Source organism: Streptomyces sp. HUAS MS02 (assembly GCF_055702265.1).
Map to the genome: position 1 here is coordinate 7,940,192 of NZ_CM146747.1, position 12,950 is coordinate 7,953,141.

At 70.6% G+C, this 12,950-nt stretch carries 13 protein-coding genes and 1 pseudogene; 8 read left to right on the plus strand and 6 right to left on the minus strand.

Translation table 11 applies throughout. From position 1 onward, the window contains the following. The first annotated feature begins 172 nt into the window (after positions 1–172). The 6 genes from ACZ9QC_RS34230 (at position 173) to ACZ9QC_RS34255 (ending at position 5,808) form a co-directional block, all read left to right on the plus strand. A complete protein-coding gene (locus tag ACZ9QC_RS34230; RefSeq protein WP_472916638.1) occupies positions 173–808 on the plus strand; it encodes a TetR/AcrR family transcriptional regulator in 636 nt (211 codons plus the stop codon). Positions 809–1,120: 312 nt separating this feature from the next. Further along, positions 1,121–2,779: a sensor histidine kinase gene (locus ACZ9QC_RS34235; RefSeq protein ID WP_472916639.1), complete on the plus strand. Its 1,659-nt coding sequence runs from the start codon at positions 1,121–1,123 to the stop codon at positions 2,777–2,779. Further along, on the plus strand, positions 2,776–3,183 hold the full coding sequence (locus ACZ9QC_RS34240) for a roadblock/LC7 domain-containing protein (protein ID WP_033531682.1): 408 nt from the start codon (positions 2,776–2,778) through the stop codon (positions 3,181–3,183). The genes ACZ9QC_RS34235 and ACZ9QC_RS34240 overlap by 4 nt, the downstream gene beginning before the upstream one ends. Beyond that, positions 3,180–3,629, plus strand: coding sequence for a DUF742 domain-containing protein (locus tag ACZ9QC_RS34245; RefSeq protein ID WP_472916640.1), 450 nt, complete (start codon positions 3,180–3,182; stop codon positions 3,627–3,629). The genes ACZ9QC_RS34240 and ACZ9QC_RS34245 overlap by 4 nt, the downstream gene beginning before the upstream one ends. Further along, complete coding sequence (locus ACZ9QC_RS34250) at positions 3,610–4,248, plus strand: GTP-binding protein (protein ID WP_472916641.1); 639 nt, start codon at positions 3,610–3,612, stop codon at positions 4,246–4,248. The genes ACZ9QC_RS34245 and ACZ9QC_RS34250 overlap by 20 nt, the downstream gene beginning before the upstream one ends. A gap of 93 nt (positions 4,249–4,341) precedes the next feature. Further along, complete coding sequence (locus ACZ9QC_RS34255; protein WP_472916642.1) at positions 4,342–5,808, plus strand: cytochrome P450; 1,467 nt, start codon at positions 4,342–4,344, stop codon at positions 5,806–5,808. Positions 5,809–5,816: 8 nt separating this feature from the next. Here the strand turns inward: ACZ9QC_RS34255 and ACZ9QC_RS34260 are convergent, their stop codons facing one another. The 3 genes and pseudogenes from ACZ9QC_RS34260 to ACZ9QC_RS34270 all read right to left on the minus strand — a co-directional run. Further along, positions 5,817–6,782: an RluA family pseudouridine synthase gene (locus ACZ9QC_RS34260; RefSeq protein WP_472916643.1), complete on the minus strand. Its 966-nt coding sequence runs from the start codon at positions 6,780–6,782 to the stop codon at positions 5,817–5,819. A 78-nt stretch (positions 6,783–6,860) separates the two neighbouring features. Then, positions 6,861–7,772, minus strand: a complete 912-nt coding sequence (locus tag ACZ9QC_RS34265) for a terpene synthase family protein (RefSeq protein WP_472916644.1) — start codon at positions 7,770–7,772, stop codon at positions 6,861–6,863. A 217-nt stretch (positions 7,773–7,989) separates the two neighbouring features. Further along, positions 7,990–8,142 (minus strand): annotated as a pseudogene (locus ACZ9QC_RS34270) (hypothetical protein); the annotation flags it as partial. On the opposite strand from ACZ9QC_RS34270, the gene ACZ9QC_RS34275 reads away from it, so the two are divergent. Next, a complete protein-coding gene (locus ACZ9QC_RS34275; RefSeq protein WP_472921995.1) occupies positions 8,119–8,343 on the plus strand; it encodes a hypothetical protein in 225 nt (74 codons plus the stop codon). The pseudogene ACZ9QC_RS34270 and the gene ACZ9QC_RS34275 sit on opposite strands and share 24 nt — an antisense overlap. Positions 8,344–8,615: 272 nt before the next feature. On the opposite strand, the gene ACZ9QC_RS34280 is transcribed toward ACZ9QC_RS34275, so the two are convergent. Continuing rightward, positions 8,616–10,133 (minus strand): amino acid permease, encoded by a 1,518-nt coding sequence (locus ACZ9QC_RS34280; protein ID WP_472916645.1) that lies wholly within the window; start codon positions 10,131–10,133, stop codon positions 8,616–8,618. A 444-nt stretch (positions 10,134–10,577) separates the two neighbouring features. Between ACZ9QC_RS34280 and ACZ9QC_RS34285 the strand changes: the two genes are divergently transcribed. Further along, a complete protein-coding gene (locus ACZ9QC_RS34285) occupies positions 10,578–11,426 on the plus strand; it encodes an N-formylglutamate amidohydrolase (RefSeq protein ID WP_472916646.1) in 849 nt (282 codons plus the stop codon). Here ACZ9QC_RS34285 and ACZ9QC_RS34290 read toward each other — a convergent pair. Beyond that, complete coding sequence (locus tag ACZ9QC_RS34290) at positions 11,413–11,586, minus strand: hypothetical protein (protein ID WP_472916647.1); 174 nt, start codon at positions 11,584–11,586, stop codon at positions 11,413–11,415. The genes ACZ9QC_RS34285 and ACZ9QC_RS34290 overlap by 14 nt on opposite strands. 445 nt (positions 11,587–12,031) lie before the next feature. Continuing rightward, positions 12,032–12,877, minus strand: coding sequence for a siderophore-interacting protein (locus ACZ9QC_RS34295; RefSeq protein WP_472916648.1), 846 nt, complete (start codon positions 12,875–12,877; stop codon positions 12,032–12,034). Positions 12,878–12,950: the final 73 nt, after the last annotated feature.

Genomic DNA, 12,950 nt, shown 5'->3' on the forward strand with positions numbered 1-12,950 from the left:
CGTGTATTTCTGTCGTGCGACAGAAATTAGGAGCGGAGCGCGTCCGTGCCATGTCCCTCGCGTTGCCGGGTGGTTACCGCCCCCTCACGATGATCGTGCCCGGCCGGGGGCCGGGGAACAGGGCGATCGTGCCTGAGCCGGAGTCCGGGTGCCGTGTGCGAGGATCGAACACATGGGAAGCGCGGGCGGCGGCGGTGGGCGGCGGGTCGGCAGACCGCGTGCCGAGGGCCGGCCGGAGAGCGGACTGTCGCCCCGGGACGAACTGCTCGCCGCCGCGGCCGAGTTGTTCACGACGCGGGGGTACGCGGCCACCACCACCCGGGCCGTCGCCGAGCGCGCCGGCATGCGGCAGGCGTCCATGTACCACTACGTCTCCGGCAAGGAGGAACTGCTCGCCGAGCTGCTGGAGTCCACGGTCACGCCGTCGCTCACCTGTGCCCGTGACCTCCTGGCCCGGGACGCCGTGCCCGCCGAGGAGCGGCTGTGGGAGCTGTGCCGCGCCGACGTCGCGCTGCTCTGCGGCGGCCCGCACAACCTCGGCGGCCTCTACCTCCTGCCCGAGGTCCGCGCCGAACGCTTCGCGGGCTTCCATGCCGTACGGGCCGAACTCAAGGACGCCTACCGGCAGTTGATCGCCGCGACGGCCGTGGGCGGGACGCTCGCCAAGAGCGAGCTGGAGCTGCGGACGGACCTCGTCTTCGGGCTGATCGAGGGTGTCATCCTCGTCCACCGCTCGGAGCCCGACCGCCCCGTCTCGTTCTTCGCGGAGGCGACGGCGGACGCCGCGCTGCGCATCGCCGGAGTCTGACCTTCACCCTGTCAAGAGGCTCTTCTCGTATGCCCGTTCGCTGTTACCCGGTGTGTGCGAACCGCGACCCGGCGTGTAAATGACCAGAGCGTACTCCTTGCGCGAGGGTGATTTCAGGCGGTTGCTGAATATGACACAGCGATGATCCGGTCGGACTAAGCTCGCCCGCAGCGCACCGAGTTGAGATGTATTCGGGCGCTTGTTCCAAAAAATACCGAAGATCCAGTTTGATTCGCGGATGAACCAGAGCAACCTCCAGCAACTCCCCGCAAGTCCCCCGACCATCAGCCGAACCGTCTTTAGAGGGCATACATGGTGAGTGTTCAATCGCCTCCCGGTGGCCGTGAACTTCCCTACGCGCGCGTGCTGCCGCTACCGGCGATACTGATGGCCGCGGCGACCGGGACCACCGTCTTCCTGGTGACGGGTCCGGCCCGGCTCGCCGTCGGCTTGTGCGGAGCCGTCGCGACGCTCCTGCTGCTCACGGTCGCCCTCGTCGCAGTCCGCGGCGGCCGTCGTACGGTCCGGGAACTACGCGCCGAACAACAGCGCCGGACCGCCTTCCTCGAACAGCGGATCGCCGCCCACGACGAGGAATTCACCCGGCTGGGCAAGGAGATCCTGCCCGCCGCGCTGTACCGGCTGCGCACCGGAGAATCCCCCTCAGAGGTGATTCGTCACGTCGTCGACGGTGACGCCGAGTGGCGCGAACTTCCGGAATCCCAGCGAGACTTGCTGCTCACCCTCCTCACCATCGTCGACCGTGAGGAAGCGCTGCGCGACTCCTCGCAGCGGTCGTTCGTCAATATCGCCCGCCGCGTCCAGGCGATCGTGCACCAGCAGAACAACGAACTCCGCGAGATGGAGGAGGACCACGGGCGCAACCCCGAGGTCTTCGACGACCTGCTGCGCATCGACCACGGCACCGCCCTGATCGGCCGCCTCGCCGACTCCATCGCCGTCCTCGGCGGCAGCCGCCCGGGTCGCGTGTGGTCCCGGCCCGTGCCGCTCTACAGCGTGCTGCGCGGCGCCATGTCCCGCATCCTGGAGTACCGCCGCATCGAGCTCGAATCGATCGCCAAGGTCAACGTCAACGGCGTCGGTGTCGAACCGGTCATCCACGCCTGCGCCGAACTCCTCGACAACGCCACCCGCTACTCGCCGCCCCACACCAAGGTGCACGTCACCGCCGTGGAGGTGCAGACCGGTATCGCCATCGAGATCGAGGACGGCGGCATCAGCCTCAGCGAGGAGAGCCGGGCCAAGGTCGAGGACATGCTCGCCAAGGCCCAGCAGGGCATGGACATCCAGGAGATGGGCGACACCCCGCGCCTCGGCCTCGCCGTCGTGGGCCGTCTGTCGACCATGTACAAGATGCACGTCTCGCTGCGGCCCTCCGCCTACGGCGGCGTCCGTGCCGTGATCATCGTCCCCCGCGACCTGCTGACCGACGAACCCGCCCCCGGCCTCGCGCACGGCATCGGCGCCGGCGCCGTGACGACCATCGACAACGGCGGCGTCCCGGGCCCCGACCGCAAGCCCAAGCGCCGCCGCCCGACCACCGGCCCGCGGATCCCGAGCTCCGCGGAGGAGATGAGCCGGGACATGGAGGACGACGTTCCCGTCGTCACCGAGTGGACCGCCAACGGCCTGCCGCAGCGCCGCAGCCGCAGCAAGATCCCGCTCAGCCAGCGCTACGCCGAGGCAGCCGCCGCGGAGGCCGCCGCCGAGGCCGCCATGGCCGCCGCCCCCGTGTGGCAGCCGGAGCCCGAGCCGGAGAAGGAACTGCCGCCGCCCGGCATGTGGGTCGAGGCGTTCATGGCCGGGCTCAAGGGCGACCCCGACCCGAACGCCCGACGCAACCCGGACGACCCGACGGCGTCCAGCGCACCCATCGCGAGCAATGACGCTCTCACCGCGAACACCGAGCCGGCCCGCACCGAGGCCGACGACGAGGGGGACCTCAAGTGATCCAGCAACGAGCCAATTTCGACTGGCTGCTGAAGGATCTGGCCGACGGCGTACCCGGTATCCAGCAGATCGTCGTGCTCTCCGCCGACGGTCTTCGGATCGCCCGCCACGGCGGTGACCCGGACGCCGCCGACCGGGTCGCCGCCGCCTGCGCGGGACTGCAGAGCCTGGCCGGCGCCGTGGCCGGTGAGATCCCCCAGAGCGACGGCCACATGCGGATGGTCATCATCGAGATCAACGGTGGCTACTTCTACATGATGGCCGCCGGAGCCAACGCCTACCTGGCGGTCCTCGCCAACGAGGTCGCCGAACCCGGCCTGATGAGCAACCGCATGCGCGACCTCGTCGACCGGATCGGCTCCCACCTCACCAGTCCGCCGCGGCGGAACGGGCAGACCGTATGACGCCTCCGCAACGCCGACGGCGCCAACCCAGGCACGAGCCCTTGCCTCCGCCGCCCCCGCCGCCCCTGCCGTCCTCGTCCTCCTCGCAGGCCGAGGGGGAGGAGCCCGCGGGCGAGTCGGGCGGTCGCCCGCCCGAGCGGCTCTACATCCTCACCGGCGCGGAGGGCGAGCGAGCCCCGATCGACCTCGTCACGTTAATCGTGGCACGCGCCGACCCACCGCCGTCCGCCGCTCCGGAGCAGTCGGCATTGCTCCGGATGTGCCAGGCCCCCCTGTCCGTGGCCGAGATCTCGGCCTATCTCAACCTGCCGATCAGCGTGGTGACCGTCCTGCTCACCGAGCTGCTGACGGCCGAACTGGTTCAGGCACGCGCACCGGTCGTCCGGCAGGCGCGGGCAGACCGTTCCCTCCTCGAAGCGGTGATGCATGGACTTCAAAAGCTCTGACACCATCACGGGTCCACGGACCGAGGACCACCTGCCGCACACCGCGCAGGCAGCGGCGAAGATCGTGATCGTGGGCGGTTTCGGCGTCGGCAAGACGACCATGGTGGGGGCCGTCAGCGAGATCAGGCCGCTGACGACCGAGGAGACCATGACCCAGGCCGGCATCGGGGTCGACGACAACTTCGGCTCCAAGTCCAAGACCGCCACCACCGTGGCCATGGACTTCGGCCGCATCAGCATCACGGACGAGCTGGTGCTCTATCTGTTCGGCACCCCCGGACAGGAGCGCTTCTGGTTCCTGTGGAACGGCCTGTTCGAGGGCGCCCTCGGGGCGGTCGTCCTGGTCGACACCCGTCGGCTGGAGGTCAGCTTCGACGTCATGGGCCGCCTGGAGGAGCGCGGTGTGCCCTTCGTCGTCGCCGTCAACGACTTCCCGGACGCGCCCCGCTACGCCATCGATGAGCTGCGTCAGGCCCTCGACCTGGCCGAGGAGATCCCGATCATCCGCTGCGACGCACGCCGCCGGGCGTCCAGCCGGGACGTCCTGATGACCCTCATGACCTTCCTGCACTCCCTGGCGATGTCGGGGGCGGCGGCACCGGGAGCGGCCACGGCCTGACCGGCGCCCGCCCGCACCGGGCGCCTCCCGTCACCCTCCCCGCAATTCCCTCACCTTCAGACACCGGATCCACCTCAGTTCGGAGCGAGCACCGTGACGCCTGAATCAAAGTCCCTGACCGGCACGGACGACCCCACACTCGGGCCGCCCCCCGGTTGCCCCGCCCACGGCACGGGCCCCGGCGGGCTCCGCCGCCTGTACGGCCCCGAGGCGGAGGACCTGGGAGCCGTGTACGAGAAGCTTCGCGCGGAACACGGCCCGGTGGCCCCCGCCCTGCTCCACGACGACGTACCCATCTGGGTGGTGCTGGGGCACGGCGAGAACCTGCACATGGTGAGCACACCGTCGCAGTACTCCCGGGACACCCGGCTCTGGAACAAGCTCCAGGACGGCACGTTCAAGCCCGACAACCCGCTGATGCCGCACATCGCGTGGCAGCCCATCTGCTGCCACGCCGAGGGCGACGAGCACCTGCGGCTGCGCGGCGCGGTCACCGGCGCCATGTCGACCATCAACTTCCGGGGCATCCGCCGCAGCATCAACCGCTACACCCAGCAGCTCGTCAACGAGTTCTGCGAGGAGGGCGAGGCGGACCTCGTCAGCCAGTTCGCCGAACACCTGCCGATGGCGGTGATGTGCGAGATCCTCGGCATGCCCGAGGAGTACAACGACCGGCTGGTGCACGCGGCCCGCGACATGCTCAAGGGCACCGAGACGGCCATCGCCAGCAACGCCTACATCATGGAAGCCCTGATGGGGCTCACCTCCCGCCGCAGGGCCCGCCCCCAGGAGGACTTCACCAGTCACCTGATCAACCACCCGGCGAAGCTCAACGATGAGGAGGTGAGCCAGCACCTGCGCGTCGTGCTCATCGCCGCGTACGAGGCCACCACCAACCTCCTCGCCAACGTGCTGCGCGTGGTCCTCACCAACCCCGGGTTCCGTGCCCAGCTCAAGGGCGGCCAGATGACGGTGCCCGAGGCGGTCGAGCAGTCCCTGTGGGACGAGCCCCCGTTCAGCACCCAGCTCGCCTACTTCGCCAAGCAGGACACGGAGCTGGGCGGTCAGCGGATCCGCAAGGGCGACGGTCTGCTCTTCGGTATCGCACCGGGCAACGTCGACCCGCGGGTACGGCCCGATCTCACCGCCAACATGCAGGGCAACCGCTCCCACCTCGCCTTCGGCGGCGGCCCGCACGAGTGCCCGGGCCAGGACACGGGCCGAGCCATCGCCGACGTCGGCGTCGACGCCCTGCTGGCGCGTCTTCCGGACATCCAGCTCAACTGCGAGGAACACGAGCTGCGATGGCGGGCCTCGATCTCGACCCGGCATCTCGTCCGGCTTCCGGTGCGCTTCGGGCCGAAGGAGAAGGAGGCCCTGGAGCCGCGGCCCCTCGGCCGTCCGGTGCCGGCCCAGCGTGAGGGCCACCAGGCCACTGTGTCGAGCCCGCCGCCCGGGTGCCCCGCCTCCGGGATCGCGCAGGCGGCGCCGACGACAACCGAAGCGCCCGCCCGTCCCGGGCTCCTGCGCCGCGTGCTGCTGTGGCTGAGCGGCCGATAGCCACACCCTCAGGCCCGGGCGTCGTACGGTGTGCCCGCCCACTCCTCGTACGACGCCCATGCCTGAAGCACCCGCCCGCTCACGAACCGGTGCTCGCGCCCCGTGACCGGATCGGTGAACTCCAGCACCCGCGCCAGCAGTTGCAGCGGGCGTCTGAAGTCGTCGGCCGGCACGGGCTCCCGCACGTCCGGGTACAGCGGGTCACCGAGGATCGGCACGCCCGCCGCGGCCATGTGCACCCGCAGTTGATGTGTCTGCCCGGTGCGGGGCGTGAGCCGATAGAGGGCCAGGCCGTCGTCCCGGTGCCGCAGCAACTCCACCCCGCTGACGGCGTTGGGTTCGCCCTCGACCTCTCGGGCCGCCATGACCCCGCGCTCCTTCACGATCCGGCTGCGCACGGTGCGGGGAAGGGGGAGCTCCGGGTCGTACGGGGCGACGGCCTCGTACTCCTTGGCCACGAGGCGGTCGCGGAACAGCGACTGGTAGGCGCCGCGCTCCTCGGGGCGCACGGTGAACAGCACCAGCCCGGCGGTGAGCCGGTCCAGCCGGTGGGCGGCGCTCAGCGCGGGCAGCCCCAGCTCGCGGCGGAGCCGGGCGAGCGCGGTCTCGGTGACATGGCTGCCGCGAGGTGTCGTGGCCAGGAAGTGCGGCTTGTCGACCACGACGACGTGCTCGTCGCGGTACACGACGTCCAGCGCGAACGGCACCGGCACCTCGCAGGGCAGGTCCCGGTGGAACCACACGTACATGCCCGGCACATACGCCGTGTCACGCGGCACGGGCCGCCCGTCGGCGTCCACGATCAGTCCCGCGTCCAGCATGCCGTCGATCACGCCCGGCCCGGCCGCCAGCCGCTCCACCAGGTGATCGCGCACGGTCGCCCACGCCGCCCCTTGCGGCAGCCTGACCCGCACCGGATCGATCCCGTCGCGCTGCGGCAGGGGGGAAGGGGGGACCGGGCTTCTGCGTCTCATCACGGTCAAGCGTACGAGGGGACCGGCCGCGCCGGTGCGGTCCGGTCCCCTTTCAGGGCGGGCCTTCGGCCGATGGCGTCAGGCGGCGCACCGGTAACGGTCGGTGTCCTCGTGCCAGTGGTAGGAGCCCGCGGCCCAGCCCTGGATGGCGCGGGCGTGGCGGAGCACGGCGCGCTGGGTGTGCTGGTTCGTACGCAGGTCGTGCAGGGCCTGCGGAAGGTCCGACCTGACCGTCTCCTCCAGCGTCCTGACCCGCCCCGTCAGGATGCGGTTGACGAGGGAGACCGCCTCGCGGAGGGAGACGCCGTGCAGTTCCTGGGTGACGCGCACGATGTTGTTCTTGGCAACGCCTTCGCGCACCTCCTTGGGGTAGGACACGATGTCGTTGTGCAGGTCGACGGTGTCGCGGAACGCGTTGATCAGTACGGAGAAGGGGCGGGTCGCGCGGATGTCCTCGGTTATCTCCCAGCCGAGCGAGTGCTCCATCAGCAGGGCGCTGCACCCGGCCGCGCCGTAGTCACGGCGCATCTCCGTCTGCTCGATCAGGTCGGGGAACCGGGGGCGGGTGAGGTTCTCCGTCTCCCAGAGCGAGGCTTTCAGGAACTGTCGTACCGACCTGGTGTACAGGGTCTGCCACGAGAGCGATGCCGCGGGGGCGGTGCGCTGCCACAGGTCCGCCAGCGCGAGTTCCAGCGGCTCCTTCGGATCCGGGACCGGGGCCGGGAAGTCGGCCGTCACCGGCAGGAAGGACATCAGGTGCTCGATGTGGTCGAGGATCTGCTCCCGTTTTCCGAGAGCCTCGCACCAGGGCAGGAAGATGTCGTCGAGGCACCAGATCACACTGTGCCAGCAGGACAGCAGTTCCAGCTCACGGGCCGACGCGTGCGGGTAGGTCAGGGCGGTGAAGCGAGTGAAGTCCGCCCGGTCGAAGACCTCGGCGCTCCACCCGCCGTGGTGCGAATCGGTGTGCTGCGGTTCGAGTAAACCCATGGAGTGCGCCCACGCGCGAACACGTGGACGGGTCTCTTCCAAGTGAGGGTTCACCCTGGCCGGGAACGGCATGTAGAACGAGGGTATTTGGAAGGTGTCCGCCACGGCTGCCTCCTGTCAGTGACGACGTGCCTCTGCACCGCCCTCTGTCCTGGTCGACGGCGTCCAAGCCGCCTACCGGGTCCATGAATGACGCGCTGTGCTCCCTACGCTGCGACGGCGGAGCCGCCGACCCGCGTACGAACCGGGCCTGCTGGTCGTGCCGGCGGAACCGGTCGAACGGGGCCTGGCTGCCTGCGTGCCGGGCGGTGTCGTCGGCCGTGACCTTCGAGGTGACGTACGGACGGTGCAGAAGATCCGTGATCACCATCGCCGCGACCGAGCCGTCGGTGACCAGGCCGTGTATCGCCCCGCCTTCCTCTGGACGCTCTCCTGGGAATTGACCTTCCAAACCACCATCCGCTCCACGTTGTCCCGCGTCAACCTCGGCGGACTCGTCCAGAGACGCGAGCAGGACAGCCCTATGGTGATTTGTCAATCGTTTGGCTTGAATTTTGGGTGGGAGATGTGAAGACAGGCCACTCTCTTGCGAAAGGTGTATAACACCGTCGAACGCTCTCTCGTTCCGGCCCCTTGACGCGGCGGCAACCCGCCCTGACAGCCCACCACTTCGCACCATGCGATGGCTTCAGGGCGACCGAAAGGGCGTACGACCCCGGCGCATGGAGCGGCCCTCGGCCCCGCCCTGCCCGGCGCGCCGTCTGTGCCGGGCCTGTGTGCCGGGCGGGCAGACGGTGCGGTGCCGAGGCGGGACGGGGTGAAGGTGCGCGGCGGGGGCCAGCGTCAACCGGTGCGTGTGCGGTGCTTGTTGAGGAGGTGGTACGCGGTGCCCGCGGCCATCGTGGCCAGGAGGAACAGGACCGTGAACCACTGGAACCACCAGTGGCCGCCGGCCGGGTCGTAGACCTCCGCTCGGGGCCAGGCCAGGTTGACGGTCATGAAGAGGCCGTAGAGGAGGGCGAGGGCGTTGACAGGCATGCCCCAGCGGCCCAGGGAGAAGAGGGGTTTGCCGGTCTCGTCGGTGCCGGCGGTGGGGAACGTGCCCTTCAGCCGGCGGATCAGGAGCGGGCCGGTGACCATCGCGTACGCCAGGTACAGCATCACGATGCAGGTCGTGCCGATGGCCAGGAACGCCTCCGGTGAGGCGAAGTTGAGGAGCAGCAGGGCGGCGGCGAGGACACCGACGACCACGGCGGGGGCGGTGGGCATGCCGGTGCGCGGGTTGACCTCGGCGAGCCGTGCGGCGAAGGGGAGCCTGCCGTCACGGGCCATCGAGAAGAGCATGCGGCAGGCCGACGTCTGGATCGCGAGCGTGGCCACGATGATCGCCACCACCACGTCGGCGAGCAGGAGGCGGCCCACACCGTCACCGAGGCTGCTGGTCAGCACATAGCTCAGGCCGTCCACGCCGAGCCTGCCGTCGGTCAGACTCGGCGCGGCGAGCAGACCGCCGAGCACGATCAGACCGCCGAGCAGACCGGCCGCCCCGAGGGCCGTGAGGATCGTGCGGGGCGCGGTGCGGCGCGGTTGGTGGGTCTCCTCGCTCATCTCGCCCGCGCTGTCGAAACCGATCATCACGTACGCCGCCATGAACGAGCCCACCAGCAGGGCCCCCAGCAGATCGGTACTGCCCTCGGCCATGTGGAACGTGATGCCGGGGGTGCGCTCGGAGTGGGTGAGCAGCAGGACGATGATCAGGATCGCGCCGATGATCTCGGCGGTCACGCCCACCCGGTTGACCACGGACAGCACCCGGTTGTCGAGGACGTTCACGAACGTCGTGAGGGCCAGCAGGAGCACGCCCAGGACGGCCGCGTTCGCCGCGCCCGTCGACGACGTGGGTGCCGGATCGCCGCCCACGACCTGGAAGCCCGACCAGATGGCCGGCAGCACCATCTGGAGCGCCAGCGCGGCCGCCGCGACCACCACGATCTGTCCGATCACCATGATCCAGCCGGCGAACCAGCCGAAGGTCCGGTTGGACAGGCGCGAGGACCACTGGTAGATCGAGCCCGATATCGGGTAGCGCGCCGCGAGTTCCGCGAAGCAGGCGGCCACCAGCAACTGGCCGACGAGCACCGCCGGCCAGGTCCAGAAGAACACCGGGCCGCCGAACGCGTATCCGAAGGCGAAGAACTGGAAGACGGTCGTGAGGACCGAGATGAAGGAGAAACCGGCGGCGAACGAGGCGTATCGGCTCAGGCTGCGGTGCAGTTCCTGGCGGTAGCCGAACTCGGTCAGGGAGCGGTCGTCGGGGGACTGGGGTGGCTCCGGACGGAGTTCGGGGGCGGTGCTCGTCATGGCGGCAACCTGCTTTCGCAACAAGCGGCGCGAGCCTTCGCGCCCGGGGGAAGCGAGCTCTCGCGCACGAGCGGCGCGCATTCCTGTCGGGCGACAGAAATTAGGGGAGGCCTGTGTCGCGCACGTCACGCGGCCGTGTCCGGGGCGAGCCCAAATCCTCACGACCACGGCGGGGGTGGATGGCTGGGGCAAGGCGGGACCGAGACACGTGTGAAACGGCCGGGACGCGGGCCCCGGCCCTGCGCGAAGGCCGAAGGCCGAGGGCCGAGGGGGCGGTGCTTCGGCGCGAAGGCCGAGCGGCGGCGGTCCGGCGCGAAGGCCGGGGCGTGGTCGTGGAGCACGCCGGGGCGGGAGGCCCGATGGGGGCCGGTGGAGTGTCGCTTCTATGCTGAGCGGCTGCGGGCAGCGGGCCCCGCCCCGACGACCGCGGTGAGGAACCTCCGGATGAACGACGCGCCGCCGCCCTCCCACCTGCTCCACCCGGGCGCTCCCGAGTCGCCCGTGCTGCTGCACGTGCCGCACGGTTCGCGCGAGATCCCGGCCGCCGTCCGGAGCGGGATCGTGCTCGACGACGCCGCGCTGGCCCGGGAGTTGGACCACATCACCGACGCGTACACGGACCGCATCGCCGAGTCGGCCGCCGGGCGGTCGGCCGTGCGCCCGTGGCGGTTCGTGAACCGGTTGTCCCGGCTCGTGGTCGACCCCGAGCGGTTCCCGGACGAGCGGGAGGAGATGCTGGCCGTGGGCATGGGCGCCGTGTACACGCGGACCACGCACGGCGAGGTGCTGCGTCCGGCCGACCACGACGGTCTGCCCCTCGACGGGAGCGGGAGGTCGCTCGTCGAGGGCTACTTCCGTCCCTACGCCGACGCCATGACCGACGCCGTCACCGACCGGCTGGCGGCCGCGGGGCGGGTGGTGGTCGTCGACGTCCACTCGTACCCGAGCGAGCGCCTGCCCTACGAGCTGCACGGCGACGGTCCCCGCCCGCCCGTCTGCCTGGGCACCGACCCCTTCCACACTCCGGCCGGCCTGCTCGCCGCCGCCGAGGAGGCGTTCGGCGGGTTCGGTGGGACGGGCGTCGACAGCCCGTTCGGGGGCGCGTACGTCCCGTTGAAGTACTACAGGCGGGACCCCAGGGTGAGCGCACTGATGATCGAGATCCGCCGGGACGTCTACATGGCCGAGCCGGGCGGGGCGCCGGGCCCGGGGGTGGTGACGCTCGCGGAGGCGCTGGCGCGGCTGGTGGACCTTCTCCCTGACGTGCTCCCGGATCTGCTCACGGACGTCTGAAGGTCCCCGGCCCGTTCGCGTCGAACGCCTCGATCGCCACCGAGGTCACCCGGCCGTGCTCGTCGCCCTTGAAGGTCACACCGGAGGGGCCGGTCGCGTTCTCGCCCACGGTCTCGAAGACGAAGGTGGTGCCGTCGTCGTGGGTCAGACGGAACGTCACTGACCGACGTGCCGCTTGCCGTAGCCCTCCAGGTGGACCACCCGGTCCTTGCGGACGACGGCGACCGCGATGCCCGGCACCCCGGTCCGGTCCATGCCACGCTCGTCGAGGCCGTCGACGGCCTCGACGAGCGCGGCCGACGTCCTCCTGCGTGAGCTGGGGCGGCGGCTGCGGCGGGGGAGCGGCCGAGGCGGCGCCCATGCCGTACGGGACCCCGCCGAGGACCAGCAGCGACGAGGCGACGGCGGCCGAGCCCCAGGCCCTGCTTCCGCCCCGGGTCCGGTCTGCGCGGCGTGCCTCGCCGGCCGCACAGCCATGGTTCATTCAAACGGGTGAACCGGGCTTTGTCCCGGGGAAGCCGCGGCCGCCCGGGGCACGGGGCTTGTCCCGGGGAAGCCGCGGTCCGGCCGGGCAGGGCGCGCGGTCGGGGCGTCGGGCGTGGTGGTCACACCGTCCTGGGCGTGCTCTCCTGCTCGGCCTCCACGCGGGCGTTCCACTCCTTCTTCGAGGCCTGCCAGCCGTCCTCGTCGTGGCCGAGGCGCCAGTAGCCGGAGACGGACAAGTCCTCGCGGGGAACCGCCAGTTCGACGCGGAGCAGCCGACGCAGCTCCTTGACGAAGCCGGCCTCGCCGTGGACGAAGGCGTGCAGCCGGCCCTCGGGGAACTCCAGCGCGCGTACGGCCTCGACGAGGGCCGCGCCCACGGGACGGTCGCCGCGGTGCAGCCAGACCACCTCCACATCGGAGTTGATCTTCTGCTCCTCCTCGGCGCCGGCGACCTCGACGATCGCGTGCGCGCGGGCGCCGTCGGGCAGGGCCTCCAGCGAGGCGCCGATCGCCGGCAGGGCGGACTCGTCACCGACGAGGAGGTGCCAGTCGGCCTCCGGGTTGGGCGCGTACGCGCCGCCGGGGCCCAGGAAACGGATCAGCTCGCCCGGCTGGACGCGGGTGGCCCACGGACCGGCGATGCCCTCGTCGCCGTGCAGCACGAAGTCGAGGGTCAGCTCGCGCAGTTCGGGGTCCCAGGCGCGCACGGTGTACGTCCGGGTCACCGGCCACTGGTCCCGGGGGAACTCCGCGCGGATCCGCTCGATGTCGAAGGGCTCCGGGTAGGTCACACCCTCGGGGCCGAACAGGAGCTTCACGTAATGATCGGTGCTGCCGCGCAGGGAGAACTCGGCGAGGCCGTCGCCACCGAGTACGACGCGCTGCATATGCGGAGTGAGTCGCTCGGTGCGGACGACTCGCGCGGTGTGGGGCTTCGGGGTCCTGCGTTCCGGACGCTCTGCCATAACGGCCTCCCAAATACCTAGCTAAGGCTTACCTAAGTTATCATCTCCCCCTGATGAACACCCCACGCTCGGA

Bases quoted from the DNA above. Each gene is read 5' to 3' on its own strand.
- ACZ9QC_RS34265 (WP_472916644.1), bottom strand. From the start codon at position 7,772: ATGGGTTTACTCGAACCGCAGCACACCGATTCGCACCACGGCGGGTGG.
- ACZ9QC_RS34235 (WP_472916639.1), top strand. From the start codon at position 1,121: ATGGTGAGTGTTCAATCGCCTCCCGGTGGCCGTGAACTTCCCTACGCG.
- ACZ9QC_RS34230 (WP_472916638.1), top strand. From the start codon at position 173: ATGGGAAGCGCGGGCGGCGGCGGTGGGCGGCGGGTCGGCAGACCGCGT.
- ACZ9QC_RS34250 (WP_472916641.1), top strand. From the start codon at position 3,610: ATGGACTTCAAAAGCTCTGACACCATCACGGGTCCACGGACCGAGGAC.
- ACZ9QC_RS34245 (WP_472916640.1), top strand. From the start codon at position 3,180: ATGACGCCTCCGCAACGCCGACGGCGCCAACCCAGGCACGAGCCCTTG.
- ACZ9QC_RS34295 (WP_472916648.1), bottom strand. From the start codon at position 12,877: ATGGCAGAGCGTCCGGAACGCAGGACCCCGAAGCCCCACACCGCGCGA.
- ACZ9QC_RS34260 (WP_472916643.1), bottom strand. From the start codon at position 6,782: ATGAGACGCAGAAGCCCGGTCCCCCCTTCCCCCCTGCCGCAGCGCGAC.
- ACZ9QC_RS34285 (WP_472916646.1), top strand. From the start codon at position 10,578: ATGAACGACGCGCCGCCGCCCTCCCACCTGCTCCACCCGGGCGCTCCC.
- ACZ9QC_RS34280 (WP_472916645.1), bottom strand. From the start codon at position 10,133: ATGACGAGCACCGCCCCCGAACTCCGTCCGGAGCCACCCCAGTCCCCC.